We start from the raw sequence: 24,832 nt of genomic DNA on the forward strand, positions 1-24,832 counted from the left end.
CTCCGCCAGCACAGACTGTGTGCACAGTGGATGGATACTAATTCGCCGGCGCCTGCTTTTCAATCGCGCTGAACACGGCCGCGCGCAGTGCGCCCGCGGGCGGGCCCGTCAGGCGAAGGCGCGGAATCCTGCGGCGCGAGAAGCTGCCGAGGAGTCGTCGCCGGCAGCGGCCACCGACTGGTAGGCAGCGGCCGCGGCACTGATGCGTGACTCGCTTTCCTGCGCCGGCGTCTGGTTCTGCGCACGTTCCTGGGCAGCCAGCTGCAGGCGCGCCACGCTGGCCATCTGCGCGGCCATCGCCGCGACTTTCTGGTCCTGCGACGACGGATCGGCCGGCGCCAGCGCCGCGGCACGAATCTGCTGCGCCTTGGCGATCGTTTCCTCGGGATCAGCGGCGGGCGAGGTGTCGATACCTACTTCGCCACCGACCGCGTAGCGCTGATTGTCGGGACCGACCTGGTAGGTGAATGTCGCGCCGCCGGTCAAACCGGCCCCCGCCGCCATGTGCGCCAGTTCGTGCGCGCGCACCTGGCGGTCGGTGGCACTGAGCTGATCGATCAGGCGCAGGTCTTCCGGGGAAAGCGCACCCGTAGCACGGGTGGTGGCGATAGCCTTTGCGGCGACAGCACCCGTTTCGGCCGCCGGAATGGTTTCGGCGGATCGACCCGCTGCGCCTGGTCGCCCGGCCTCGGTGGCCGCCGTTTCTTCGGCCGGCCCCGGTTCTTCACGGGCGGCAACGCGGCGAACTCCCTGGCCGGGCGATACGACCATGCGAAGAACTGAAGCCTGCGAAGCAGCAACACTGTTGACCACGACAACCTCGGACCGCAAAGGGCAATGTGATGACTATAGACCCAAGAGGCGTCGTTCGCCAACCGGCCTGCCGGCTGCTGTGCCACTCTCGTCTGGCGCGCCGCGATCAGCGGCGCGCGCCAGCATCAGCGTCGCCGAACGCGTGCCAGCAATCGGCGCAGCAGCGAGCCTCCCCGCGGCAACGTCTGGCGTTCGCCCATGAAAGCCAGATAGAGCAGCGGGACGGCGAACAGGGTCAGCGCGGTCGAGAAGGTCAGCCCCCAGACGATGCTCGAAGCGACCGGCCCCCACAGCAGGCTCTTGCCGCCGAGGCCGAAAGCCAGCGAGAAGAGGCCGCCGATGGTCGTCGTGGTGGTGATCAGGATCGGCACGACGCGCCGTCGCGCCGCCTGGATCAGGGCGTGCATGCCACCCATGCGCGTCATTCGCTCGTTGGCCGCGTCGATCAGGACGATCGCCGAGTTGACGCCGATGCCGGTCAGCGCGATCACCCCGTACAGCGTGTACAGCGAGAGCGGATTTCCCGACAGCGCGAGCCCGAAAGCGACGCCGGTGAAGGCCAGCGGAACGGTCACCAGAATCATCAGCGGCTGCCAGTAGCTGGCAAACTGCGCGGCGAGAATGAGATAGATCAGGCCGATGCCGAGCAGGAAAAGCATCTTCATCGCCTCCAGGCTTTCCTCGATGTCCTCCAGCTCACCGGAAAAATCGAGGCTGACGCCGGGATGCGCGGCGCGAATCCTGTCCCATTCGCCGGCGATGATCGCGTTGGCCGCGGCGGTGTCGGTGAGCGTCTTGTCGAGACTGGCTTCGACGGTGACCGTGCGACGCAGGTTGTAGTGGCGAATGAAGCCGCGGCCCGGCGTGATCTCCGCTTCGACGAGCGCGCCGAGGCGGCTGATCCGGCCATCCGGCAGGGCAATCGGCTCGTTCAGGAAAGTCGCCGGGTCGAGGCGTCGGGTACGCTCGGAACGCACGCGTACCTCGATCTTGTCACCCTCGTCGCGGGTGAAGGCAACCACCTCGCCGTCGACGGCGATGCGCACCTGGCGCGCCAGTTGCGCGGCGTTCAACCCGGCCTTGCGCAGCGCATCGCGGTCGAGGCGCAGGCTCAGTTGCGGTCGGCCGGGGACGTTGTCGTCCTGGACGTCGCGCGCGCCGGGGATTCCAGCGGTGATCTCCTTGAGCGCGTCGGCGGCGGCCTGCAGTTGCGCGAAATCGTCGCCGCGCACCTTGACGCTGATCGCCTTGCCGGCCGGCGGCCCCCCGGAGAGCACGGTAAAGCTCTTGCGGCCGAGACCCGGTACCGCTTCGACGCTGGCGCGCATCGCCTCGACGGTGGCGCTGACGTCGCGTGCTCCCTTGACCAGCGGGTTGAGCGAAACGATCACCTGCCCGTAGGGGTCGCCGTAGAGCGGCTCGGTATCGGTGAACTTGACGCCGGCGTTGGCATACACCGAGCGCGCTTCGCCGCCCGTCCCGACGCCATCGAGCTGGCTGCGCACCACCTGCTCGACGGCCCTGGTTTCGGCCAGCGTATCTTCGAGCGTCGCCGTCGCCGGCATGTCGACGTTCACGTAGATGATCCGGATCGGATCGAAGGCGAAGAACTGCACGCGGATCACGCCGGTGGCAACCAGCGCCACGGCGGCGGCAACTGCGGCCAGGGTCAGCGCCGCGAAGCGCTTCGGCCGGCGCAGGGTATAGGCCAGCGCCTGCCCGTAGCGCAGGCGAATGCGGCGATTGAAACGGTTGCGCCAGAGTTGCAGAGGCGACGGCCGATCGAGGCTCATGCCGATGGCCACGACATGCACCGGCATCATCCAGAACGCTTCGAGCAGCGAGATCAGCAAGGCCAGGGTAACCACGAAGGGAATGATGAACATGAACTTGCCGACGATTCCCGGCAGCAGCATCAGCGGCAGGAAAGCGGCCATGGTCGTCGCCACCGACGCCAGCACCGGCGCCCAGACTTCGCCGATCGCGTCGAGGCTGGCCTGCAGCGCCTGCTGGCCGCGTTCGATGCGGTAGTAGCTGGCTTCGACGATGACCACCGCGTCGTCGACCAGCAGACCGAGTGCGATGACCACGCCGAGCAGCACCGAGACATTGACCGTGTGTCCCATGGCCGCCAGCAGGGCGAAAGTGCCGAGCAGCGAAAACGGGATGCCCAGCGCCACCAGCACGCCGATCTTGGCGCCGAGGAACAGCCAGCAGACGGCGAGCACCATGATCACCCCGTAGAGCGCATTGGTCTGCATGACCTTGATCGCTTCGCGGGTGGGGATGGTCTGGTCGTCGGCCAGGGTCATCTTCAGGCCGCTGGCGGCGAGCACGGCGTTTTCCCCGGCGATGAAGCTGCGCAGGCGGTCGACGAGTTCGAGCGTATTGCTGCCGGCTTTCTTGTTGATCGCCAGCGACACGGCATCGCGGCCGTCGGTCGAAGAGTATTGCGTCGCCGGCGCGCGTGCTCGCTCGATGGCCGCCACGTCTTCCAGGCGCGCCGAAACGCCCGGCCGCGACGCCGACATCACCGGCAGCGTCGCCAGCGACTCGGGGTCGGTGACCACACCCGTGACGCCGACCGACCAGGCACTGCCCTGCCCCTTCAGCGTTCCGCCGGAAACGTCGCGATACCAGTCGCGCACGCTGTCGGCAAGGTCGGTGCTGGTCAGCCCGCGCGCCGCCAGTGCCTGCGGATTGGCGCTGATCAGCAATTCCGGGTCGCGCAGTCCGGAGGCGATGACCGTATCGACGCCGCTCATGCGCTCCAGATCGCTCTTGATGCGCCGCGCATTCAGGCGCAGCGTCTCGTCGTCGGCCTGGCCGACGAGCAGGATCGACGCCGTCGGAAAACCGTTCGACGTGGTGATCTCCATCACCAGCGGGTCCTTGGCCTCGGGCGGCAACTCGGATTTCGACTTGTTCTGGATTTCGCGGCGCAGGTCGTTCATCCGCTTATCGAAGTTGCGCTCGGAGATTTCGCGAAAGCGAACGAGGATCGTCGAGATGTTCTCGCGTGAGGTCGAAATTACGAAGCGCACGTCGGCGACGCCCTTGATGCCGTCTTCGAGCGGGTTGGTGACCAGCCGCTCGACTTCCTCGGCACTCGAACCGGGCAGCGCGGTGATGATGCTCACCCAGTTGAAATTGATTTCCGGGTCCTGCTCGCGCGGCATCGTCAGGTAGCTGAGCAGGCCGAGCAGCAAGACCACCACGAAGGCGACGTTGGCCAGCGGATGGTTCGAGATCAGCGCGCGCAGCAGCTTCATGGTTGGCGGCGCAGCCTACCTGATCGCCGCGCCGTCTTGCAGCGTCGCCTGGCCGCGCACGACGACGCGCGTCGCCAGCGGCAGCTCGACTGCCGCCGCCCGGCCCTCCTGTGCGTCGGGCAGGACGACGAAGCGGGCGACCTTGCCCCGCTCGACGAAAACTCCGATCGCCTCGCCACGGCGCACGAGCAGCGGCGCCGGCAGGTAAGGCTGCGGATCGGACCACAGCAGGCGCCCATCGCTGCCCACGGGAACTGGCGGCGGCTGCGTCGCGTCAGTGGCCACGAAAGCCAGGCGGACCTCCTGCGTGCGCGCCGGCGCCGACACCGTGCTGCCGACGCGCAGCAGGCGCAACGGGTAGTTCTGTCCGCGCGTCTCGAAAACCAGGTCGGTCGCGCGCCGCAGTCCGGCGACGTCGGCCGGTGCGATACTGGCGCTCACTTCGGCGGCGCCGGTCTCGGCTAGGACGTAGAGCACGCTTCCCGGCGCCACCGCTTCGCCGGCCTGCGCCAGCCGCTCTACGACGCTGCCCGCAAACGGCGCGCGCAGCGTCGCTTTCGCCAACTGGCGCTGAGCGACGGCCAGCTGGGCGCGATTCGACGCCAGCTCGCTGCGCTTGAGGGCCACCTCCGTTGCACGCTCGACCTGCGCCTCCTGCGAGAAGAAGCCCTGCGCGACCAGCGCCTGCGAGCGCTGGTGCTGCTGCTCGGCCTGCCTGAAGCGCGCCAGCGACGCATCCACCGCCGCCTGCGCCTGCGCCACCGCCAGCCGGAAGTCGACCGGATCGATGTCTACCAGCACCTGCCCCTTGTTCACCGCGCTGCCGGCTTCGGCGGTCCAGCGCAGCACGACCCCGCTGACCTCGGCCGACAGCTTCGACTCGTTGCGCGCCATCACGCTCGCCGCCAGTTCGCGCTGCGGGTGGATGATGACCTCGCCGAGGGGCGCGCTCTCGATGATCAGCGCAGTCGCTTTGGTGGCCACGGGCGTGTTCTGGGCGTGCGCCGGCGGCATTGCGGCGAGAAGGATCAGGAGGGCCAGGAGGGCGCCAAGGGCGGCGGAAAACGCCGCCGCGGGCGACCGCGTCGGTCCATGCAGCCCCGCTCGCCGAACGAGCCAGGCAATCGCTTGCTGCAGGTCAATCAGTCTCATGTGCTGCCGCCCTGCCGGCGTCGATGAATGTCAGATGAATGGCGACGTGAGCGCCAGCGCAAGGAACGAAGTATCCTCAGCAAAGGGGCGGCGGTCAAATGGGTCGTTGCCGCCAATAGGCTCTCTCAGAACCGGCCCCGACTTGCCACACAACCCGGCTGATACGGCCTTGCGGCGCCGTAAGTCACGCGACATCGACCCGCCCTATGCCCAGCAGGTCGGCCGCCTCACATAGTCGTTGGTCAGTGCTGGCCAAGCGGGCGTTCAGGCGACGAGCAACGGCCAGGTGCAGGGCGTCTCCAGCGCGCAGGGCAGCGAGATCAGCGCGGAGTGGAGGCCACCGAGGGGGCCACCGAGCGCGTTTCGGCTGCCGCGCACCCCAGCGGCTTGACGACGCGTTGCGTCGAGGCCGGATGGCGCAGCAGTTTGCCCGCCGGGCGAATCGGCCGGCGCACGAGTTCACCGCCACAATTGGGGCAGCGACCGGCCAGCCGCTGTTCGACGCAGTCGGCGCAGAACGTGCATTCAAACGAGCAGATCATGGCTTCGAGCGATTCCGGCGGCAGGTCGCCATCGCAGCATTCGCAGTTCGGGCGCAGTTCAAGCATGTACGGCTCCGAGGCTGGCCAGGCAGTCGTCGACGCTGGCGATGCGCGCGAAGCGTCCGGCCAGTACCAGTTCGGCATGGGCCTTGATTTCCTGCGCCGAGTACACGCGGCCGCTGACCGGATGCGTCATCGGAAAAGTGAGCGTCGCCTCGCTGACAAAATCGACCTGGTAACCGATATCCGACCCCACCCGGGTGGTCGTCTCGCAGCATTGTTCGGTACGGATACCGGCGATGATCAGCCGCTCGACGCCGCGCCGGCGAAGCCACAGGTCGAGGCCGGTATCGGAGAAAGCGTTGTGCGTGTGCTTGAAGAAAGACGCGGCGGGCGACCCCGGCAACCAGTCGAGTCCGTGTACGGCGCCTGACTCCTCGGTGAACGGGCCGGCCTGACCGACGTGGAAAATGTGTACCACCGGCACGCCACGCGCGCGGCAACCGTCGTCAAGGGCGAGCAGCGCCGCCTTGAAGGCGGGCAGGTCACTTTCGGACCAGTAAGGCATCTGGCGAAAGGACTCCTGCACATCGATGACGATCAGTGCGCTACGGCTGACGTTTTCAATTTCGTGCGCGGACATTTCAGGATCTCCGGTGTTGAGCGTGCGGCCATGGTAAGGCTTTCTCCTGCGTGGAGCGATAGCGCCTACTGACAGCAAACGGACGGAGAGAACTACGCGAAGTGGCAGACGTAGTGAAAAGCGTCTTCGCAGACGATGTCGAACGACGAATCGCCGGGCACGGCGAATGACTGGCCTGCGGCGTAGGTTTGCCACTGATGCTTGCCGTTGAGACGGACACGGCACGAGCCGGCGACGCATTCCATGACCTCCGGGGCGCCGGTGGTGAAGGTCAGCGACGAGGGCATGATGACGCCGATCGTCTTGCGGCTGCCGTCGGCCAGGTGCACGGTATGGCTGATGCACTTGCCGTCAAAATAAACGTTGGCCTGCTTGACCACGCTGACGTTGTCGAACTGCGAGCTGTTCATAATCCCCAGACTTTCTCCATGATCGTCTTGGCAATGAAGCCAAGCATCCCGAAGGACAGGACGAAGAACAGGATGAGGGTCCCTGTCCTCCCGGCTTTCGCTTTCCAGGCAATCTCGCCCACGATGAACAGCATGAAGAGCATGAAGGCACCGATCCCGAAGGTCATGCCAAATTCCGATATCTGCTCTTCCGTCAGCCCAAACATGGCGGGCTCATCTCCAGGATCAGTGTGGGCGATTCGCCAGTTTTGCCGCGATGCGCATGCGTAGCGCGTTGAGTTTTATGAAGCCACCGGCGTCCTTCTGGTCGTAGGCGCCGGCGTCGTCCTCGAAGGTGGCGATGGTCGAGTCGAACAGGGAGTTGGTTTTCGAATCGCGGCCGACGACGATCACGTTGCCCTTGTACAGCTTGACCCGCACCCAGCCATTCACCGGCTGCTGCGTGTGGTCGATCAGCGTCTGCAGAGCGAGGCGCTCGGGGCTCCACCAGTAGCCGTTGTAGATCAGGCTGGCGTAGCGCGCCATCAGGTCGTCCTTGAGATGCGCAACTTCGCGGTCCAGGGTGATCGACTCGATGGCCCGGTGCGCGGGCAACAGAATGGTCCCGCCCGGCGTTTCGTAGCAACCGCGCGACTTCATTCCGACGTAGCGATTCTCGACCAGGTCGATACGGCCGATGCCGTGCTTGCCACCGAGCTGGTTGAGCAACGCGAGAAGTTCGTGCGCCGGCATGCGCGTGCCGTTGATCGCCACCAGGTCGCCCTTCTCGAATTCGAGATCGACGTACTCGGCCGCGTCGGGTGCCGCTTCCGGCGACACCGTCCAGCGCCACATCGACTCCTCGGCTTCGGCGGCCGGGTCTTCGAGGTGGCGGCCTTCGTAGCTGATGTGCAGCAGGTTGGCGTCCATCGAATACGGCGAGCCGCCCTGGCGGTGCTTCATCTCGACCGGAATACCGTGCCTCTCGGCGTAGGCGAGCAGCTTCTCGCGCGACAGCAGGTCCCACTCGCGCCACGGGGCGATGATCCGGATGTCCGGCTTGAGTGCGTAGGCGCCGAGTTCGAAGCGCACCTGGTCGTTGCCCTTGCCGGTCGCCCCATGCACGACGGCGTCGGACGCCGTCATCTCGACGATCTCGATCATCCGCTTGGCGATCAGGGGACGGGCGATCGACGTGCCGAGCAGGTACTCGCCTTCGTAGACGGTGTTCGCCCGGAACATCGGGAAGACGAAATCACGAACGAACTCCTCGCGCAGATCGTCGATATAGATGTTCTCCGGCTTGATGCCGCACTGCAGCGCTTTCGGCCGCGCCGCCTCAAGTTCATCACCCTGGCCGACGTCGGCGGTGAAGGTCACCACCTCGCATTGATAGGTATCCTGCAACCACTTCAGGATCACCGAAGTATCGAGACCGCCGGAATAGGCCAGTACCGCTTTCTTGACGTCGCTCATGAGATTTCCCTGCTGATTTTTCTGGTTCTGCTGACGATGCTGATCGTGTTGATTCAGCTATTTGGATTCTGGCGTCTCGACCCGGCCCAGAAGCAGGTACTCAAGGAGCGCCTTCTGGGTGTGCATGCGATTCTCGGCCTCGTCCCAGACGACGCTCTGCGCACCGTCGATGACTGCCGCTTCGACCTCTTCGCCGCGATGCACCGGCAGACAGTGCATGAACAGGGACTCGCGGCCAGCAGCGCGCATCATGTCTACGTCGACCTGCCAGTCGGCAAAGTGACGCCGACGCTCGTCGTTCTCGGCTTCGAAACCCATCGATGTCCACACATCGGTGGTCACCAGGTCGGCGCCGCGCGCGGCCTCCATCGGATCAGCGTAGAACTCGAAGTGATCGGTGCCATACAGCCCGGCGCGTGCCGGCTCGACCTCGTAGCCCGGCGGCGTTGACACATGGACGTTGAAATCGAGCACTTCGGCCGCCTGCAACCAGGTGTTGCAGACGTTGTTCGAATCGCCGATCCAGGCCACCGTCTTGCCCTGGATCGGACCGCGATGCTCGATGAAGGTGAAGATGTCGGCGACGATCTGGCAGGGGTGATACTCGTTGGTCAGGCCGTTGATCACCGGCACACGCGAATTGGCGGCGAAGCGCTCGATCATTGCCTGCTCGAAGGTGCGGATCATGACCACGTCGCTCATCCGCGAAATCACCTGCGCCGCGTCTTCGACCGACTCGCCGCGCTGCAATTGCGAATCGCGGCTGTTCAGGTAGATCGCCGACCCCCCGAGCTGCTGCATACCGGCCTCGAAAGACAGGCGGGTACGGGTGCTGGCCTTCTCGAAAATCATCACCAGCGTGCGGTCGCTGAGCGGCCAGTATTTCCGGTACGACTTGAACTGCCCCTTGATCCAGCGCGAGCGCTCGAAGAGGTGATCGAACTCCGCACGGGTGAGGTCCTTGAACTGCAGGAAATGTTTGACGCTGTCCATCACAGATCTCTATCAGGGGGCGAGAAAATCGCCAATCAGTCCGCCCAGGCGGGTCACCAGTTCGCGCGCCTCGTCGGCGCTGAAGTTCAACGGCGGCAGCAGGCGCACGACCCTGTCGGCGGTGACGTTGATCAGCAGCCCGACGGCGAGCGCGCGGAGCACCAGCTCGGCGCAGGGGCGATCGAGTTCGATGCCGATCATCAGGCCCTGACCGCGAATCTCGACCACGCCGGCGCAGCCTGCCAGCGCTTGCGCCAGGCCCTCGCGGATCAAGCGCCCGATGGCCACCGCGTTGTCGATCAAACCATCCTCTTCGATGACCGCGATGGTCGTCAGCGCCGCGATCGATGCCAGCTGGCTGCCACCGAAAGTTGACCCGTGCTTGCCGGGCTTGAACAAGCCCGTCGCTTTGCCCAGCGTCAGGCAGGCGCCGATCGGCACGCCGCCGCCGAGCCCCTTGGCCAGCGTCACCACGTCCGGACGGATACCCGCGTGCTGAAAGCCGAACCAGGTGCCGGTACGGCCGGTACCGCACTGCACCTCGTCGCAGATCAGCAACCAGTCGTTCTCGTCACAGAGGGCACGCAGACCGCGCTGGAAATCGACATCGGCGATGTGGATACCACCCTCGCCCTGGACGATTTCGAGCATCACCGCGACGACGTTCTGATTGGCCCTGGCCACCGCCCGAATCGCTTCGAGGTCGTTGTAGGGAACACGCACGAAGCCCGAGACCAGCGGTTCGAAACCAGCCTGCGCCTTGCGGTTGCCGGTCGCCGAAAGCGTCGCCATGGTGCGCCCGTGGAAAGCATTCTCCATGACCACGATCGCCGGCCGCTCGACATCCCGCCGGTGACCGTAATAGCGCGCCAGCTTGATCGCTGCTTCATTGGCTTCGCAACCCGAGTTGCAGAAGAAGACCTCGTCCATCTCGGCCAGCGCGGCCAGCTTGTCGGCCAGCTGCTCCTGTTGCGGAATGCGGTAGAGGTTCGACGAGTGCAGGATGCGCCCGGCCTGCGCAGCAATCGCCGCGACCAGCGCCGGGTGGTTGTGCCCGAGCGTCGAAACGGCAATACCCGCCAGCGCGTCGAGGTAGCACTTGCCGTCGGTATCAGTCACCCAGCTGCCGTCGCCGTGGCTGAAGGCAATGGGCAAGCGAGCGTAGGTATTCATCAGGTGCGACATGGTTCACCCATTGCAAAGCACTTGAAACTGAAACGGCGGCTCGCGCCGCCGAATTACGAGATAGACGTGATACGCAGTGAAACCAGAATCGGTCCGTTCCGGCGTGCTTTGAAAGGGGTTCGCACACCGTCTTGCAAGGGCATGGATTTTACGGGAAAAAGACTGCCCTGTATAGAAAAGGCGAGCGTTTTGAGGAGCGTGCGTCGGGATGGTGCGGCCGGGAGAGACGAAACGGAGGCAGCTGGCACGGCACTGGCCGTTCATCGCGCTACGGCAAGCGCGCGTACCGCGTCCACGGCACCCCCCCCGCCGGGGCGGACCTGGCCACTGGCATGTCATCGTCGTTCGCCGCGCGTGCAAGTACTCGGTCACTCAGCGCCGCAGCAGGTTCCAGACGGTTTCGATCCCGCCCAGCACCAGATCGGAAATATCTTCCTCGAGCCAGCCCTTGCGCTTTTCGCGAGTCGCCAGCGATTTTGCCCGCTCGTTGGCGACCAGCGCGTCGGCGACGGCGTGCGGGTTCACATGCTGCTGGCGGCTGGCTTGGTCACCGAAGTTGTCGAGCGCGTCCTGCACCGCGTCGGGATCGAGAATAACGATCGGCGAACGGCAGTGCGTGCATACGTGATCGCGGCGAATATCGACCGGCGCGCCGCAGCCCGAGCAGCGGATGGTCTGCACCTGCCGCGCCAGCTCGGCGACCTCGACGCCGTTGAGCTGACGGACAAAACCTTTTTCGATCATGAACGCGGCGAAAGCGCTGTAGCGACCGTGGCGCTGCGGGCAGCGGCTGTAGGCAAAGCGGCCGTTGCGCGTGCTGTCCAGCCGGTGCATCAGGCGTTCGCGGCAGCGCGGGCATTGCAGGATGTCGCGCCAGGGTTGGCGCAGGTCGGCGTGGTGTTCGTGCAGCAGGCGGAACAGTTCGAGAACGCCGGCCGGGGCGAGTTGCGCGCTTTCGAACTCGTCGAACCAGATGCCCTGGCAGGGAAAGCAGATGTCGAGCGAGACGATGCCGTTGAGCTGGCGCTGGAAATGCTGCACCGCCATCGGTGCCTGGCAGCTCGGACATGGTCCGCCGCGCGCCGCATGTGCGGGTTGAACAGGTTGAGGATCGCTGAGGTCGTTCATGGCATCGAATGCCTGCTGGCTGGGTTTACTCGGGCGGGGCCTTCCTTGCACTCCCCGACTTCTGCTCGGCGCCAGCGCTGCTCGCCGCAGCCTGAAGCGCACTTTCGCGAGTATAGCGGCCAGTCCTTCAGCAGGCGAGCCCGGGCCAGAGGGCGGCCGTCCGGCCGCCCTCTCGAGTCCTCAGTGCAGCACGATGGCGCGGGCAGCGCCTGCGCAGTAGGTATCGAGGACGGCGTCGATCGACTCCTCGTCGCGCTCGCTGTAGGGAATCTCGTCGAGCGTTCGGCGCAGGGCCCTGGCCACCGAGCCCTGGATGAAGAGGCTGCGACTGGCCGCCTTGTCGACCACCTCGAAACCTTCCTGCACCGGATAAGCGACGATCGCGTAATGCGCACTGTCATAGACGAGGTTCATGATCGCTCCTTATTGCTCCGGTGGGCCATGGCTATAGCCTATACCTTGTCGAAGCGCATGATGCCATTTTCGCATCGCGCACGAATCGTATCGCCGGCGACGAAACGCCCTTCGAGAATCGACCTGGCCAGCGAGTCCTCGAGTTGCGACTGGATCGCGCGCTTCAGCGGGCGGGCGCCGAAGACCGGATCGAAGCCGGCAGCGGCGATCTCGGACAGCGCGCTGTCGTCCACCTGCAGTTGCAGTTCGAGCAGAGCCAGGCGCTTTTCGAGGTAGGCGAGCTGGATGCCGGCGATCGACTTGATATGCTGCTCGTCGAGCGCGTGAAAGACGACGACTTCGTCGATGCGGTTGATGAACTCGGGCCGGAAATAGGTCTTCACTTCGCCCATCACCGCCAGCTTGATCACCTGATAATCGTCGCCAGCCATCTGCTGGATCATCTGGCTGCCGAGGTTCGAGGTCATGACCACCACGGTGTTCTTGAAGTCGACCGTGCGGCCGTGCCCGTCGGTCATCCGGCCGTCGTCGAGAACCTGCAGCAGGACATTGAAGACATCCGGGTGCGCTTTCTCGACCTCATCGAGCAGGATCACCGAATACGGCTTGCGGCGCACCGCTTCGGTCAGGTAGCCGCCTTCCTCATAGCCGACGTAGCCCGGCGGCGCGCCGATCAGCCGCGACACCGAGTGTTTCTCCATGAACTCGCTCATGTCGACGCGGATCAGGTGCTCGTCGGAATCGAAGAGGAAACCGGCGAGCGCCTTGCACAGCTCGGTCTTGCCAACGCCGGTCGGGCCAAGAAAGAGGAAGGAGCCGTAAGGCCGATTGGGATCGGACAGGCCGGCACGCGAACGGCGGATGGCGTTGGCCACCAGGCGCACCGCCTCGTCCTGCCCGACGACCCGCTTGTGCAGGTGCTCTTCCATGAGCAGCAGCTTCTCGCGTTCGCCCTGCATCATTTTCGACACCGGAATGCCGGTGGCCCGCGAGACGACCTCGGCGATCTCCTCGGTGCCCACCTGATTGCGCAGCAGCTTGTTCTGTTGCCCGCCCTGGTTCGGCTGTTCCGCCGCTTTCAACTGCGCCTCAAGCTGCGGCAACCTGCCGTACTGCAACTCGGCCACCTTGTCGAGCTTGCCATCGCGCTGCAGGCGAACGAGTTCGATCTTGAGTTTGTCGATCTCTTCCTTGATCTGCGCACTGCCCTGCACCTGCGCCTTTTCAGCCTTCCAGACCTCGTCGAGGTCGTTGTACTCGCGCTCGAGCTTGAGCAACTCATCCTCGATCAGCTGCATACGCTTCTTCGATGCCTCATCCTTTTCCTTGCGCACCGCCTCGCGCTCGATCTTGAGCTGGATCATGCGCCGGTCGAGCTTGTCCATCACTTCCGGCTTCGAGTCGATCTCCATCCTGATCCGCGCCGCCGCCTCGTCGATAAGGTCGATCGCCTTGTCCGGCAGGAAGCGGTCGGTGATGTAGCGATGCGAAAGTTCGGCGGCAGCGACGATCGCCGGATCGGTGATGGCGACGCCGTGATGCAGCTCGTATCTATCGCGCAGGCCGCGCAGGATGGCAATCGTCGACTCGACGCTCGGCTCGTCGATCAGCACCTTCTGGAAGCGGCGCTCGAGCGCGGCGTCCTTCTCGATGTACTTGCGGTATTCGTCGAGCGTCGTCGCGCCAACGCAATGCAGTTCGCCGCGAGCGAGGGCCGGCTTGAGCATGTTGCCGGCGTCGATCGCCCCCTCGGCCTTGCCGGCGCCGACCATGGTGTGCAGTTCGTCGATGAAGACGATGATCTGACCCTCTTCCTGGGCGATTTCCTTGAGCACCGCCTTCAGACGTTCCTCGAACTCGCCGCGATACTTGGCCCCGGCGAGCAGCGCAGCCATGTCGAGACTCATCACTTTCTTGCCCTTGAGCGTTTCCGGGACCTCTCCATTGACGATCCGCTGCGCCAGTCCTTCGACGATCGCCGTCTTGCCGACGCCCGGCTCGCCGATCAGCACCGGGTTGTTCTTGGTACGCCGCTGCAGAATCTGGATCGCCCGGCGGATTTCGTCGTCGCGCCCGATCACCGGGTCGAGCTTGCCCTGACGGGCGCGGTCGGTGAGGTCGATGCAGTACTTGGCCAGCGACTGGCGCTGCCCTTCGACGTCCTGGTTGTCGACCCCTTGTCCGCCGCGCACCGAGGTCACCGCCTGCTCGAGTGACTTCTTGACCAGCCCGTGCTGCTTGGCGAGGCGAGCGCACTCGCCCTTGTCGTCGCACAACGCGAGCAGGAACATTTCCGAAGCGATGAACTGGTCGCCGCGCTTCTGCGCGTCCTTGTCGGCGAGATTGAGCAGGTTGCCCAGATCGCGGCCAATCTGTACCTCGCCGCCGTGTCCTTCGACTTTCGGCAGGCGGGTGATCGCCTGCGCGAGCGCCGCCTTCAGCGACGCCACGTTGACGCCGGCGCGCGCCAGCAGGGGCGAGGTGGCGCCGTCGTCCTGCTGCAAAAGGGCGAGCAACAGGTGCTGTGGCTCGATCAGCTGGTTGTCGTGGCCGACCGCGAGACTCTGGGCATCGGCCAGCGCCTGCTGGAATTTGGTCGTCAGTTTGTCGAAACGCATGCTGCACTCCTTGGGAGATATATGTTCATGCGCTACAAGTGGGGGCATACCAGGCTAAGTCAACACCAAGGCTGAGGTGATGGCTTATTTCTTGCGTGCCCTGCACGGCGGATGAGGAGCGCTGCGCGCGGCTCGGTCAGTCGGCGCCCGGCTCACGCCAGCGTTCGGCTGCCTGGTCGTCGGCGTCGCGGGCGTCCACCCAGCGTGCGCCGGCCGGCGTCACTTCGCGCTTCCAGAACGGCGCGCGCGTCTTGAGGTAGTCCATGATGAACTCGCAGGCTGCGAAGGCCTCGCCGCGATGCGCGCCGGCCACCGCGACCAGGACGATCTGATCGCTCGGCACCAGGCGGCCAACACGATGAATCACCAGCGCGTCGATGATCGCCCAGCGCCGGCGGGCTTCGGCGACGATCTCGGCAAGCGCTTGCTCGGTCATTCCCGGATAGTGTTCGAGCGTCATTTCACAAACGCCGGCCCCGTCGTTCGTATCGCGCACCAGGCCGACGAAGGACGCCAGCGCGCCGATCTGCGGATTTCCCCGGCGCAGGGCGGCGAGTTCGCTGCCGACGTCGAAATCGGCTTCCTGAACGCTGATGCGCATCTCAGCCACCGGTCACCGGCGGGAAGAAAGCGACTTCGTCGCCCGCGCGCAGGGGCGAGTCCGGCCGTGCCATTTGCTGATTGACCGCGTAGCGCAGGTTCTGCAGCGTTACCAGGCTTTCCCAGGCGCCGCCGCGAGCGGCCAGCAGGTCGCGCAAGGCCGCGACATCGCCCACTCCGGCCGGCAGCTCGAGTTCCTCGCTGCCCCGTCCCAGTCGTTCACGCAGACCGGCAAAGTAGAAAATCTTCAGCATCTTCACGCTTTTCGCTGGCGGCGATCGGCTCAGCTCAGCAATTCGGAAAACGGCACGAAGCGCACCATGTCACCGCGCCGAATCGCCTGCTGCGGTGGGTTGTCGACCAGGCCATCGCCCCACACCGCCGAAGTCAGCACGCCCGAGCCCTGGTTGGCGAAGAGTTCGACGCCGCCATCGGCGTTGATCCTGGCGCGCATGAACTCGCGCCGCGCATCGGGCCGTGCCCATTCGCCGTCGGCGCGCAGCCAGTAGCTCAGCGGCGCGGTGCGGCGAATGCCCTGCATCTTGAGTACGAAGGGCCGCACCAGCATCAGGAAAGTGACCAGGCTCGACACCGGGTTACCCGGCAGGCCGATGAAGGCCACCTCGCGCTGCGCTCCGCGGACCTGACCGAAAGCCAGTGGCTTGCCCGGCTTGATGGCGATTTTCCACATCTCGAGCCGACCCTCGGCTTCGACAGCAGCCTTGACGTGATCCTCCTCGCCGACGGAAACGCCACCCGAGGTGAGGATCAGATCGCTGTCCAGCGCCGCAGCGCGCAGCGCCTGGCGGGTCGCGGCAAGGTCGTCGGGAACCTGTCCGTGATCGAGCAGCTCGCAGCCCAGACCGTCCAGCAAACCGGTCAACAGGAACCGGTTGGCGTTGTAGATCGCCCCTTCCTGCAGCGCCTCGCCGGGCATGCGCAGTTCGTCGCCGGTGAAGAAAACGGCCACCCGCAGGCGCCGCAACACCGGCAGCGAAGCGATCCCCACCGACGCCGCCAGCGCCGTGTCCTGTGGCCGCAGGCGCTGGCCGGCGGCGAGAATCTCGCTGCCGGCGGCGATGTCGCTGCCGGCACGACGGATGTGGTCGCCAGCTTCGGGCAGATGATTGATCGTCACTTCGCCGGCGACGTGCTGGCAGAGTTCCTGCATGACGACGGCGTCGGCGCCGGCCGGGATCGCCGCGCCGGTGAAAATCCGCGCGGCGCTTCCCGGCTGCAAGGGGCTGCCGACGCTGCCCGCCGGGATGCGCTGCGCCACCGACAAGCGTGTCGGCACCTGGCGGACGTCGGCGACGGCGACGGCGTAGCCGTCCATCGCCGAGTTATCGAGTGGCGGCGCATCGATCGGTGCCCGCTGCGCCTGCGCCAGCACGCGGCCGGCGGCGGCCAGGGTGGGCAGCGAGCTCGCTTCGGCAAGCGCCGACGCCGCGCCCAGCAACTGCGACAGCGCCTGATCAAAAGACAGCATGGCTCGCTCCCCTCAGTTGAACGGTATCGAGAATGTAGCCGACAATCGCCGGCGTGTCGTTCAGGTCCAGCGCCACCAGGCCGGCGGGAAAACCCGGCGGCAGCGGCTGGTCGGAGGCCACGCCGACGATCTGGCGATGCACGGGCCACAGCGGCGGCTTGCCGTTGGCCGGCCGATAGACCTCCAGCGTCGGCACCGCCTCGTCCTTGAAACCCTCGACGAGAACCAGATCACACGGCGAAAAACGGGCCAGATATTCGGCCAGCGACGGCTCGCGAGCGCCGCGCAACTCGTTCATCAGCACCCAGCGCGAACTGCTGGCCAGCAACACCTCGCCGGCGCCCGCCTGGCGGTGCCGGAAAGAGTCCTTGCCCGGACGATCGATATCGAAATCGTGATGCGTGTGCTTGATCACCGAAACGCGCAGACCGCGTGCCGTCATCTGTGGCAACAGCTTTTCGAGCAGCGTCGTCTTGCCCGAACCGGAATAGCCGGCGACCCCGAAAACCTTCATCGACAGCCTCCGGAAGAATCCTGACAAGACACCGGCAGCACCGCCGCAAAACCGCCACCGCGGGTTCTGAAATTGGTCGTCTGGCCACGGTAGAGGCGTGCGGAAAGCAGTTGTACCTCGCCCTGGTAGACGTAGTTGCGCAAGTCCAGCTTGAAATCCTGGCCAACGCCATCGACCAGGAGGTGGCGCTCGGATGGCGCGACCAGTGCCTGCGCGACGTAGCCGCCGCGCGCGATCTCGGCGAAAACGCGGCGGGTGACCTTGTCGCCCCGGTACGCCGCCTTGCTGCCAAAACCGGCCGCCGGTTTGAAGAACCATTGCTTGCGACTTTTCCAGAACGCTTCGGCCGCGGCCGGCAGGACTTCCTCGGTACGCGGAATACTGCTCGCCAGGAGCCGCCGATCGTGCTCCCCGACGCCGATCTGCGCCAGCCATTGCTCGTCGCCGAGCAGCGCCAGATTGCGCTTGTCGGCGTACAGCGCGTGCATCTGTGGATGCGGGGTGAGGACCACCGCGTCGGCCAGATAGGCGGCACGCAGCGCTGCATGCTGCGCCTCGGCAAGCGCGAAGTCGGTCAGCCGGTTGTAGACCAGGTCCACGGTCGCGCCGCGACAGGCGAGACGCTCGCCGTCAAAGGAAAGCTCTTCCGGGTCGGCAACCACCGTCGCGATGCCATGCGCTTCGAACAACTCGCGGAAGAGCTCGAACTCGGGCGCCAGATACTGCTCGCGGGGGCGGGTATCGACGATCGCTACGCGCGTCAGCGGCTGTTCGGGAGACTTTCCTCGCGCCAGCCGCCACTCCTCGCGAAACATGTTGACGAAAGCCGCCTCCAGCGGACGCGGGGCAGGCATCATTTTCGCCACCGGAGCGCAGCAGGCGCGCTGGGCACGCAAAAGGCGGGCGTTGAGCAGTGCCCCGCCGGCATTCGAATTGACCTCGATAAGCTGCGGACCGTCCGGCCCGAGGTGAAAATCGTAGCCGAGGAAAACGCCCGCGGCGGCCGGTGAATGGCGGGCGATTGCCGGCGCGTAGGCGAGCACCCGCTCGCGATAGGCGGGCAGCCGCAGCACGCGTTCGAGAGCGGCAATGGTCTGCGCCATGCGCAACAGGTGCGCTTCGCTGACAAAGACGACGCTGTCGGAGAACAGGTGTGGCCGCGTCGCCAGGAGTTCGGCATGCGAGACGCTCCCCTGGCCTTCTTCGAGCGCCCGCTTCAGCGACGGGTGATCGACGGAAATGCACGCGCAGCCGCGATTGAGCCACTCGGCTGCGGCAGCGCAGTCGGCGGGCATCAGTTCGGCAACCGCCGGCGGCAGGGGCGCGGCCATCAACTGCCCGCCACCCCTGGCGAGGCGAAGAAGGCCAGCGCTTCTTCGACATCGCGGCTGCGCTTCATCGGTGGCAGGCTTCGCCAGATGCGCTTGCCGTAGGGTTTGCTGATCAGGCGCGGGTCGCAGATCATCAACACGCCGCGATCGCTCTCGTCGCGAATCAGGCGCCCGGCACCCTGCTTGACGTTGATCACCGTGCGCGGCAACTGGTACTCCATGAAGGCATTGCGGCCGGCGCTCTTCATGCGCTCGATGCGCGCCGAGAGCACCGGATCGTCGGGCGGCGCAAAGGGCAGCTTGTCGATGACCACCAGCGACAAGGCTTCGCCGCGCACGTCGACGCCTTCCCAGAAGCTCTGGCTGCCGATCAGGATGGCGTTGCCGAGGCGGCGAAAACGCTCCAGCAACTCGTTCTTGCTGCGCTCGCCCTGCAGCAGCAAAGGCAGGTCGAGTCCTGCCCGCTCAAGCTGTTCGCCAAGCAGTTCATGCGTTCGCCGCATCGCGCGCAGCGAGGTGCACAGAAAGAACGCCCGCCCGTGACTGGCCTCGAGCAAGGGAAAGGCGGCCTTGACCACTGCTTCGCTGTAACCCTGACTGTTCGGCTCGGGGAGACCTTTCGGCACGTACAGCAAGGCCTGACGCGCGTAGTCGAAGGGGCTCTCCCAACGTGCCGAACTGGCGTCGGCAAGCCCCATCTCGGCACAGTAATGGCTAAAATCGTCCTGCACGGCAAGCGTCGCCGAGGTGAATATCCAGGCCCGCGGATGACCGCTCATCTGCTTTTGCATGATCTCGGCAATCACCAGCGGCGTCGCGTTGAGCTGCAGGCTATGGCTATGCGTTTCCCCCCAGCGGACGAAATCGGCGTGGGCGCCGCTCTGCCCGCCGTTCTGCCAGTTGCGCACGCGCAGCAGCAATTCGCCCGCACGCCGCCAGCAGCTGTCCAGGCCCTCGGAACGCTGCGCCTGCGTTTCCAGCAAACCGGCCAGCGCTTCGAGCTCGTCGACCACGCCGGCGACGCCACTCTCGAAGCCAGCCCTTCCCTCGAGTTGCAGGAGCGCGAAACGCGCCGGCTCCACCGGCAGCGTCAGACGCAGGTCGCGCGCCGCCTTTTCCAGGCTGGCACACAGCCTGGGAAGATCGAGGCAGTCGCGCGCCGACGCCAGAGCGGCGATCTGGGTATCACGCGCCAGCTCGCCGAGCTGCGCCGTCGACACGCTCTCGCCGAAAAACAGGCTGGCGATTTCCGGTAGCTGATGCGCTTCGTCGAAAATTACCGTGTTGCACGCCGGCAGCAACTCGGCCGTTCCTTCGTCACGCAGCATCACGTCGGCAAAGAACAGGTGATGGTTGACCACCACCAGGTCGGCGGCCAGCGCTTCGCGGCGCGCCGCCAGGACGAAGCATTCCTTGTGCTGCGGGCAGTCCTGCCCGAGGCAATTGTCGCGCGTCGAGGTGACCATCCCCCACACCGTGGCGTTCTCGGGAACGTCGGCGCAGTCGGCCTTGTCGCCGCTGCGCGTCTGTTTGGCGAAACGGGCGATGTGCCGCGCGTAGGCGGCATCCTCGCGCGCCAGGAAACGGCCGTCGGCCAGCGCTCGCTCGAGATGATAGTGACAGAGGTAGTTGGCGCGGCCCTTGAGCAGCGCCACCTTGACGGGTGCCTTGAGCGCCTTGCGGATGGTCGGAATGTCGCGCGAGAAGAGCTGGTCCTGCAGGTTCTTGGTGCCCGTCGACACGATCACCTTGCCGCCCGAGAGCAGCGCCGGAACCAGATAGGCATAGGTCTTGCCGGTGCCGGTGCCCGCTTCGGCGATCAGCACGCTATTGTCGGCCATCGCGGCGGCGATGCGCTCGGCCAGTTCGAGCTGCTGAGTGCGCAGCCGATAGCCGGGAACACCGCTGGCCAGCGGGCCATCGGCAGAGAAAACTTCGGAAAGCAGGGCGGTCATGCGCGAATCGTCGGAAGCAGCGCGCATGCTACCAGAAGCCGGCGCAGCCAGCGCGATTCCCGACTGCGCCGCGAACTATTGCCTGGCTTCGCGCAGCAAGTCGCTCAGATACTCGGAGGGAATGGCAAAACTGATCCCCGACGGCTTGCTCAGCGTTGATTCCTTGCTCTCCTTGACGAAGACCATGTTGATGATGCCGACCACTTCGCCGCGGTCAAGCTCGTACAGGGGGCCACCACTGTTGCCCGGATAGGCGGTCGCGTCGAGCTGGAAAATGTCGAAGCTGCCCCGGCGCAAGCGAGCGATCACTTTGGCGTTGAGGTTGCGGGCGTTCGAGCTGGGCAGGACGATCGGCGTGATCGACGAAATGATTCCCCGGTGCGTGACCGGCGAAAGGCCGAGAACGGCACCAATCGGAAAACCGGTAAATGCCACTGACTGTCCCTCGCGCACCCGATTGGAGTCGTGCAGCGTCAGCGCCGGCATGCTCGGGCCGTCGACCCGCAGCAGGGCGAGATCGTGAATCTTGTCGACCGCCACCGTTCGCGCTTCGCGCCGCTGCAGCGAGGGTCCCGCTGGACGGGCCATGATCACCAGGCGCTCGCCGGCCGCTTCGTCGATCTTGTCCGGCAGGACGTGCGAATTGGTCGCCACCTGACGGCCATCGCCGACGACGAAGCCGGTACCGCGCATCATGAACTGCGGGCTGCGCGTCAGCTGATAGGTGCCGATGACGACGATCGAAGGCTTCACCCGATCAATCACGTCGGGCAGATCCGCCGCCACTGGCGCGGCGAAAAGCAGCAAGCTGGCCGCCGCGACGGCTGTGCACCAGTAGTACGCCACTGCCCGTGCCCGGGCTGCGGGCAGGGAAAAGCTGCCCGGCAGGTCGCCGAGGCGGTTGCGCGAGAGGAAAGGAATTCGGGACCAGAGGCTCATCATGTTCCTTCGACGACGATCAGACGCTTGCTGACACGGGAAGCGACCGGGGAACGAGCAGCCGACAGCGCCGCGCCTCGGCGCGCCAGCTTTCCTAGCTTCCCTGGGTCAGGCGGATGCGCGGCAACTCCGGCGAAGGCGTCGTCACGCTGGCGTCGTAGGGATGCGCTTCGCGCTGGAAAAGACTCATGATGCGTTTCACGTAGCCGCGCGTCTCGGCGTACGGCGGTACGCCGCGGTAACGATTGACCGCACCCTCGCCGGCGTTGTACGCCGCCGCGACCAGGCTGACGTCGCCTTCGAAATAGGCCAGCAGCCAGCGCAGATAGGCGAGACCGCCACGCAGATTCTGCTCCGGGTCAAACGGTTGCTTGACGTTGAAGCGCGCCGAGGTGTCCGGGATCAGTTGCATCAGGCCCTGCGCGTTCTTGTTCGAGAGCGCCTGCGGGTTGAAGTTGGACTCGGCGCGGATGACCGCCAGAGCCAGGCGCGGGCTGACACCGTACTGGGGCGCCAATTGCCGGACCAGACCAAAAACCGCTTCCTGAGCTTCACCGCGGGCAACCAGCATATCGCGACCGTCGTCGGCAAGAAGCGCCGGACGCATGCATTCGGGCACCTTGGCGCCCGGCTCACCCACGAAGCGCAGCATTTTCTGCGACTGCGCGTGCCCCTGTTTCGCCGCCAGAGCGAAAAAGTACGCCGCACGCGCGTCGTCGCGGTCGACCCCGCGACCGTTGGCGTACATCCAGCCAAGGTTGAACTGCGCCTCGGCGTCGCCGAGCAGCGCCGCTTCACAGTACAGACGAGCCGCCCGCGCCGGGTCCTTGGCCACCCCTTCACCATGCTCGTAGCTCAGCGCCTCGGTGCGCACCGCCAGCCAGCGCACGGCATCGGCAGCCTTGTCCGCCGCCACGGCGGGCGCCGGCGCGGCGAAGACGAGCAAGGCGCAAACGAGCATTGCGGCGCAGACTGGCAGCGGACTGCGAACGGCGGCGGTCATCACGCACCCCCGCCGGTGACGGCGAAGCGTGACACATACCAAGGCATGGCGGCTTGCACCCCCGCCTGCAGTGCGTGGCTCGGGAGATAGCCGAGCAAGCGCCTGGCCTTGCCGATATCGGCCTGCGAGTGGCGCACGTCACCGGCCCGAAAGTCCCCGTAGGCGGCTTGCACCTGGCGTACGTCGGGGCGAATATCGGCAAGCGCGTCGCGGAGGATTTCGAACAGCCGATTGAGCGTCGTGCGGTCATCGACGGCGACGTTATAGACCTGGTTGAGCGCCGCCGGCTCGTCGCTCGTCGCGGCCAGCAGATTGGCCTGCACGGCGTTGTCCACGAAACAGAAGTCACGGCTCGTCTCACCGTCGCCGTTGATCGTCACCGGCTCACCGAGGAGCAGAGCCCGTGTCCAGCGGGGAATGACCGCCGCGTAGGCGCCCTGCGGATCCTGGCGCGCGCCGAAGACGTTGAAATAGCGCAGGCCGATCGACGGGAAGGCGTAGCAGCGAGCGAAGACCTCCGCGTAGAGCTCGTTGACCAGCTTGGTCACCGCATACGGCGACAGGGGTCGCCCGATCGTGTCTTCGACTTTCGGCAGCGCCTGATGATCACCGTAGGTCGAACTCGACGCGGCATAGACAAAGCGCCTGACGCCCGCGTCGCGGGCGGCGACCAGCATGTTGAGAAAGCCGTCGATGTTGGCGGCGTTGGTGGCCTGCGGATTGGCCAGCGAGCGCGGCACCGAACCCAGCGCTGCCTGATGAAGAACGAAGTCGACCCCGGTGCACGCCTCGCGGCAGGCGTCGGGATCGCAGATGTCCGCTTCGATGAAACGATGAAGCCGCCACTGCCCGGGAGTGAGCAGCGCCTGCACCTCGTCGATATTGCGACGATGTCCGGTGGCAAAGTTGTCCAGACCGACCACCGTCTGCCCGAGGCTGAGCAGCTTCTCGACCAGATGCGACCCGATGAAGCCGGCGCTGCCGGTCACCAGCCAGCGTGCCGACCGGGCCAGCAGGCGCTGCTCAAGGGCGGCAAAAGCGGTCGGCAATGCAGACATTACAGGCGCCACACGGTCACACCCTGGGCACGCAGCTGCGCCGCACTGAACATGCTCTTGACGTCGGCCAGAACACCGCCTTTCTGCAGCTTGCCGGCGATGTCGGCCAGCGGCCGCTGCTTGAACTCGCGGTGGGCGACGGCGGCGACGATTGCCACAGCGGCCGGCAATTGCTCCCAGGGCGTCAGCTCGACACCGTACTCGTGGCGCGCTTCGTCGGCGTCGGCGACCGGCTCGTGCACCAGCACCTGTGCCCCGTACGACTCGAGTTCCCGGATCACGTCAATGACGTGCGAGTTGCGCAGATCGGGGCAGTCCTCCTTGAAGGTCAGGCCCAGGACGATGATCGGCGCGCCCTTGACCGGCAGGCCATTGCGAATCATGTGCTTGATCGTCTGTTCGGCGATGAATTTTCCCATGCCATCGTTGATTCGCCGCCCGGCGTTGATCACCTGCGGGTGATAACCGAGCATCTCGGCCTTGTGCGTCAGGTAGTAGGGATCGACGCCGATACAGTGACCGCCGACCAGACCGGGACGGAAAGGCAGGAAATTCCACTTGCTGCCGGCCGCTTCGAGCACTTCGAGCGTATCGATGCCGATGCGATCGAAAATGATCGCCAACTCGTTCATCAAGGCAATATTGAGGTCGCGCTGGGTGTTCTCGATGACCTTCGCCGCTTCGGCGACCTTGATGCTCGAGGCCGGGAAAATTCCCGCGGTGATGATTTCCGAATAGACGGCGGAGACCCGTTCGAGGGTCTCCGGCGTGTCGCCGGAAACGACCTTGACGATTTTCGTCAGTGTCCGCTCCTTGTCGCCGGGGTTGATCCGCTCGGGCGAATAACCGACGAAGAAATCGACTTTCCACTTCATTCCGGAGAACTTCTCGATGATCGGGATGCAGACTTCCTCGGTGGCACCGGGGTAGACCGTCGACTCGAAAACGACCGTCGCACCACGCTTGAGGTTCCTGCCGACCGCTTCAGACGAGCCGACCAGGGGCCCGAAATCCGGCCGATGCGCCTCGTCGACCGGCGTCGGCACGGCGACAATCACGAAATCGGCTTCCGCCAATGCCGCCGGATCGGTACCCACCTCCAGGTGTGTAGCGGCCTTGAGGTCGGCGCTGCTGACTTCGCCGGTCGGATCGAGGTGCTGCCGGTAATGCGCAATCTTGCTGGCTGAGAGGTCGAAACCGATGGTCCGCCGCCGCTTGCCAAACTCGACTGCCAGCGGCAAACCCACGTACCCCAAACCAACCACAGCAACGGTAGTCATTTACTTGTCATCCTTTCAAGATCATCGATTGCCAGACG

At 65.5% G+C, this 24,832-nt stretch carries 23 protein-coding genes; all 23 read right to left on the bottom strand.

Going from position 1 to position 24,832, the window contains the following annotated elements; translation table 11 throughout:
* Positions 1-108 precede the first annotated feature (108 nt).
* On the bottom strand, positions 109-771 hold the full coding sequence (locus QZ634_RS20740; RefSeq protein ID WP_291991381.1) for a putative metalloprotease CJM1_0395 family protein: 663 nt from the start codon (positions 769-771) through the stop codon (positions 109-111).
* Between the two features lie 167 nt (positions 772-938).
* Positions 939-4,085, bottom strand: coding sequence for an efflux RND transporter permease subunit (locus tag QZ634_RS20745; protein ID WP_291991382.1), 3,147 nt, complete (start codon positions 4,083-4,085; stop codon positions 939-941).
* 15 nt (positions 4,086-4,100) lie between these two features.
* Positions 4,101-5,237, bottom strand: coding sequence for an efflux RND transporter periplasmic adaptor subunit (locus QZ634_RS20750; RefSeq protein ID WP_291991383.1), 1,137 nt, complete (start codon positions 5,235-5,237; stop codon positions 4,101-4,103).
* Between the two features lie 320 nt (positions 5,238-5,557).
* Positions 5,558-5,845 (bottom strand): DUF1272 domain-containing protein, encoded by a 288-nt coding sequence (locus QZ634_RS20755; RefSeq protein WP_291991384.1) that lies wholly within the window; start codon positions 5,843-5,845, stop codon positions 5,558-5,560.
* On the bottom strand, positions 5,838-6,422 hold the full coding sequence (locus tag QZ634_RS20760; protein WP_291991385.1) for an isochorismatase family protein: 585 nt from the start codon (positions 6,420-6,422) through the stop codon (positions 5,838-5,840). Before QZ634_RS20760 ends, QZ634_RS20755 begins: the two co-directional genes overlap by 8 nt.
* Positions 6,423-6,514: 92 nt before the next feature.
* Positions 6,515-6,832, bottom strand: coding sequence for a pyrimidine/purine nucleoside phosphorylase (locus QZ634_RS20765; protein WP_291991386.1), 318 nt, complete (start codon positions 6,830-6,832; stop codon positions 6,515-6,517).
* Positions 6,829-7,038, bottom strand: coding sequence for a DUF2788 domain-containing protein (locus QZ634_RS20770; RefSeq protein WP_043563167.1), 210 nt, complete (start codon positions 7,036-7,038; stop codon positions 6,829-6,831). The genes QZ634_RS20765 and QZ634_RS20770 overlap by 4 nt, the downstream gene beginning before the upstream one ends.
* Positions 7,039-7,057: 19 nt before the next feature.
* Positions 7,058-8,287: an argininosuccinate synthase gene (locus tag QZ634_RS20775; RefSeq protein WP_291991387.1), complete on the bottom strand. Its 1,230-nt coding sequence runs from the start codon at positions 8,285-8,287 to the stop codon at positions 7,058-7,060.
* Positions 8,288-8,344: 57 nt separating this feature from the next.
* Entirely contained in the window at positions 8,345-9,280 is a 936-nt protein-coding gene (argF, locus tag QZ634_RS20780) for an ornithine carbamoyltransferase (RefSeq protein ID WP_291991388.1), read from the bottom strand.
* 12 nt (positions 9,281-9,292) lie between these two features.
* Positions 9,293-10,465 carry an aspartate aminotransferase family protein gene (locus QZ634_RS20785; protein WP_291991389.1) on the bottom strand — a complete coding sequence of 391 codons (1,173 nt, stop codon included), beginning with the start codon at positions 10,463-10,465 and terminating at the stop codon, positions 9,293-9,295.
* Between the two features lie 372 nt (positions 10,466-10,837).
* Positions 10,838-11,593, bottom strand: coding sequence for a zf-TFIIB domain-containing protein (locus QZ634_RS20790; protein ID WP_291991390.1), 756 nt, complete (start codon positions 11,591-11,593; stop codon positions 10,838-10,840).
* Positions 11,594-11,773: 180 nt separating this feature from the next.
* Entirely contained in the window at positions 11,774-12,007 is a 234-nt protein-coding gene (locus tag QZ634_RS20795) for a DUF3567 family protein (RefSeq protein WP_291991391.1), read from the bottom strand.
* A gap of 38 nt (positions 12,008-12,045) precedes the next feature.
* Positions 12,046-14,625, bottom strand: coding sequence for an ATP-dependent chaperone ClpB (gene clpB, locus QZ634_RS20800; RefSeq protein WP_291991392.1), 2,580 nt, complete (start codon positions 14,623-14,625; stop codon positions 12,046-12,048).
* Between the two features lie 136 nt (positions 14,626-14,761).
* Positions 14,762-15,226, bottom strand: coding sequence for a molybdopterin synthase catalytic subunit MoaE (gene moaE, locus QZ634_RS20805; protein ID WP_291991393.1), 465 nt, complete (start codon positions 15,224-15,226; stop codon positions 14,762-14,764).
* 1 nt (position 15,227) lies between these two features.
* Complete coding sequence (gene moaD, locus QZ634_RS20810; RefSeq protein ID WP_291991394.1) at positions 15,228-15,479, bottom strand: molybdopterin converting factor subunit 1; 252 nt, start codon at positions 15,477-15,479, stop codon at positions 15,228-15,230.
* Between the two features lie 29 nt (positions 15,480-15,508).
* Positions 15,509-16,714 (bottom strand): gephyrin-like molybdotransferase Glp, encoded by a 1,206-nt coding sequence (gene glp / locus QZ634_RS20815; RefSeq protein WP_291991395.1) that lies wholly within the window; start codon positions 16,712-16,714, stop codon positions 15,509-15,511.
* Complete coding sequence (gene mobB / locus QZ634_RS20820) at positions 16,701-17,228, bottom strand: molybdopterin-guanine dinucleotide biosynthesis protein B (protein ID WP_291990150.1); 528 nt, start codon at positions 17,226-17,228, stop codon at positions 16,701-16,703. The genes glp and mobB overlap by 14 nt, the downstream gene beginning before the upstream one ends.
* A complete protein-coding gene (locus QZ634_RS20825) occupies positions 17,225-18,559 on the bottom strand; it encodes a hypothetical protein (protein ID WP_291990153.1) in 1,335 nt (444 codons plus the stop codon). The genes mobB and QZ634_RS20825 overlap by 4 nt, the downstream gene beginning before the upstream one ends.
* Entirely contained in the window at positions 18,559-20,541 is a 1,983-nt protein-coding gene (locus QZ634_RS20830) for an ATP-dependent DNA helicase (protein ID WP_291991396.1), read from the bottom strand. Before QZ634_RS20830 ends, QZ634_RS20825 begins: the two co-directional genes overlap by 1 nt.
* Before the next feature lie 48 nt (positions 20,542-20,589).
* The gene (locus QZ634_RS20835; protein ID WP_291991397.1) at positions 20,590-21,456 is read right to left on the bottom strand and encodes a serine protease; all 867 of its coding nucleotides are present in this window, start codon (positions 21,454-21,456) and stop codon (positions 20,590-20,592) included.
* Positions 21,457-21,547: 91 nt separating this feature from the next.
* On the bottom strand, positions 21,548-22,456 hold the full coding sequence (locus tag QZ634_RS20840; protein ID WP_291991398.1) for a transglycosylase SLT domain-containing protein: 909 nt from the start codon (positions 22,454-22,456) through the stop codon (positions 21,548-21,550).
* The gene (locus tag QZ634_RS20845) at positions 22,456-23,514 is read right to left on the bottom strand and encodes an SDR family oxidoreductase (protein WP_291991399.1); all 1,059 of its coding nucleotides are present in this window, start codon (positions 23,512-23,514) and stop codon (positions 22,456-22,458) included. The genes QZ634_RS20840 and QZ634_RS20845 overlap by 1 nt, the downstream gene beginning before the upstream one ends.
* Entirely contained in the window at positions 23,514-24,794 is a 1,281-nt protein-coding gene (locus tag QZ634_RS20850) for a nucleotide sugar dehydrogenase (RefSeq protein ID WP_291990154.1), read from the bottom strand. Before QZ634_RS20850 ends, QZ634_RS20845 begins: the two co-directional genes overlap by 1 nt.
* Positions 24,795-24,832 lie beyond the last annotated feature (38 nt).

This window comes from Candidatus Accumulibacter sp. ACC007, from assembly GCF_907163205.1.
GTDB classification, from domain to species: Bacteria; Pseudomonadota; Gammaproteobacteria; order Burkholderiales; family Rhodocyclaceae; genus Accumulibacter; species Accumulibacter regalis.

What these genes read in the sequence shown, in the direction of transcription:
- QZ634_RS20750 (WP_291991383.1), bottom strand. Translation starts at nt 5,237, where the DNA reads ATGAGACTGATTGACCTGCAGCAAGCGATTGCCTGGCTCGTTCGGCGA.
- glp (WP_291991395.1), bottom strand. Translation starts at nt 16,714, where the DNA reads ATGCTGTCTTTTGATCAGGCGCTGTCGCAGTTGCTGGGCGCGGCGTCG.
- QZ634_RS20765 (WP_291991386.1), bottom strand. Translation starts at nt 6,832, where the DNA reads ATGAACAGCTCGCAGTTCGACAACGTCAGCGTGGTCAAGCAGGCCAAC.
- mobB (WP_291990150.1), bottom strand. Translation starts at nt 17,228, where the DNA reads ATGAAGGTTTTCGGGGTCGCCGGCTATTCCGGTTCGGGCAAGACGACG.
- argF (WP_291991388.1), bottom strand. Translation starts at nt 9,280, where the DNA reads ATGGACAGCGTCAAACATTTCCTGCAGTTCAAGGACCTCACCCGTGCG.
- clpB (WP_291991392.1), bottom strand. Translation starts at nt 14,625, where the DNA reads ATGCGTTTCGACAAACTGACGACCAAATTCCAGCAGGCGCTGGCCGAT.
- moaD (WP_291991394.1), bottom strand. Translation starts at nt 15,479, where the DNA reads ATGCTGAAGATTTTCTACTTTGCCGGTCTGCGTGAACGACTGGGACGG.
- QZ634_RS20845 (WP_291991399.1), bottom strand. Translation starts at nt 23,514, where the DNA reads ATGTCTGCATTGCCGACCGCTTTTGCCGCCCTTGAGCAGCGCCTGCTG.
- QZ634_RS20785 (WP_291991389.1), bottom strand. Translation starts at nt 10,465, where the DNA reads ATGTCGCACCTGATGAATACCTACGCTCGCTTGCCCATTGCCTTCAGC.
- QZ634_RS20745 (WP_291991382.1), bottom strand. Translation starts at nt 4,085, where the DNA reads ATGAAGCTGCTGCGCGCGCTGATCTCGAACCATCCGCTGGCCAACGTC.
- QZ634_RS20740 (WP_291991381.1), bottom strand. Translation starts at nt 771, where the DNA reads ATGGTCGTATCGCCCGGCCAGGGAGTTCGCCGCGTTGCCGCCCGTGAA.
- moaE (WP_291991393.1), bottom strand. Translation starts at nt 15,226, where the DNA reads ATGCGCATCAGCGTTCAGGAAGCCGATTTCGACGTCGGCAGCGAACTC.
- QZ634_RS20755 (WP_291991384.1), bottom strand. Translation starts at nt 5,845, where the DNA reads ATGCTTGAACTGCGCCCGAACTGCGAATGCTGCGATGGCGACCTGCCG.
- QZ634_RS20830 (WP_291991396.1), bottom strand. Translation starts at nt 20,541, where the DNA reads ATGCGCGCTGCTTCCGACGATTCGCGCATGACCGCCCTGCTTTCCGAA.
- QZ634_RS20775 (WP_291991387.1), bottom strand. Translation starts at nt 8,287, where the DNA reads ATGAGCGACGTCAAGAAAGCGGTACTGGCCTATTCCGGCGGTCTCGAT.
- QZ634_RS20835 (WP_291991397.1), bottom strand. Translation starts at nt 21,456, where the DNA reads ATGATGAGCCTCTGGTCCCGAATTCCTTTCCTCTCGCGCAACCGCCTC.
- QZ634_RS20770 (WP_043563167.1), bottom strand. Translation starts at nt 7,038, where the DNA reads ATGTTTGGGCTGACGGAAGAGCAGATATCGGAATTTGGCATGACCTTC.
- QZ634_RS20850 (WP_291990154.1), bottom strand. Translation starts at nt 24,794, where the DNA reads ATGACTACCGTTGCTGTGGTTGGTTTGGGGTACGTGGGTTTGCCGCTG.
- QZ634_RS20760 (WP_291991385.1), bottom strand. Translation starts at nt 6,422, where the DNA reads ATGTCCGCGCACGAAATTGAAAACGTCAGCCGTAGCGCACTGATCGTC.
- QZ634_RS20790 (WP_291991390.1), bottom strand. Translation starts at nt 11,593, where the DNA reads ATGAACGACCTCAGCGATCCTCAACCTGTTCAACCCGCACATGCGGCG.
- QZ634_RS20840 (WP_291991398.1), bottom strand. Translation starts at nt 22,456, where the DNA reads ATGACCGCCGCCGTTCGCAGTCCGCTGCCAGTCTGCGCCGCAATGCTC.
- QZ634_RS20795 (WP_291991391.1), bottom strand. Translation starts at nt 12,007, where the DNA reads ATGAACCTCGTCTATGACAGTGCGCATTACGCGATCGTCGCTTATCCG.
- QZ634_RS20825 (WP_291990153.1), bottom strand. Translation starts at nt 18,559, where the DNA reads ATGGCCGCGCCCCTGCCGCCGGCGGTTGCCGAACTGATGCCCGCCGAC.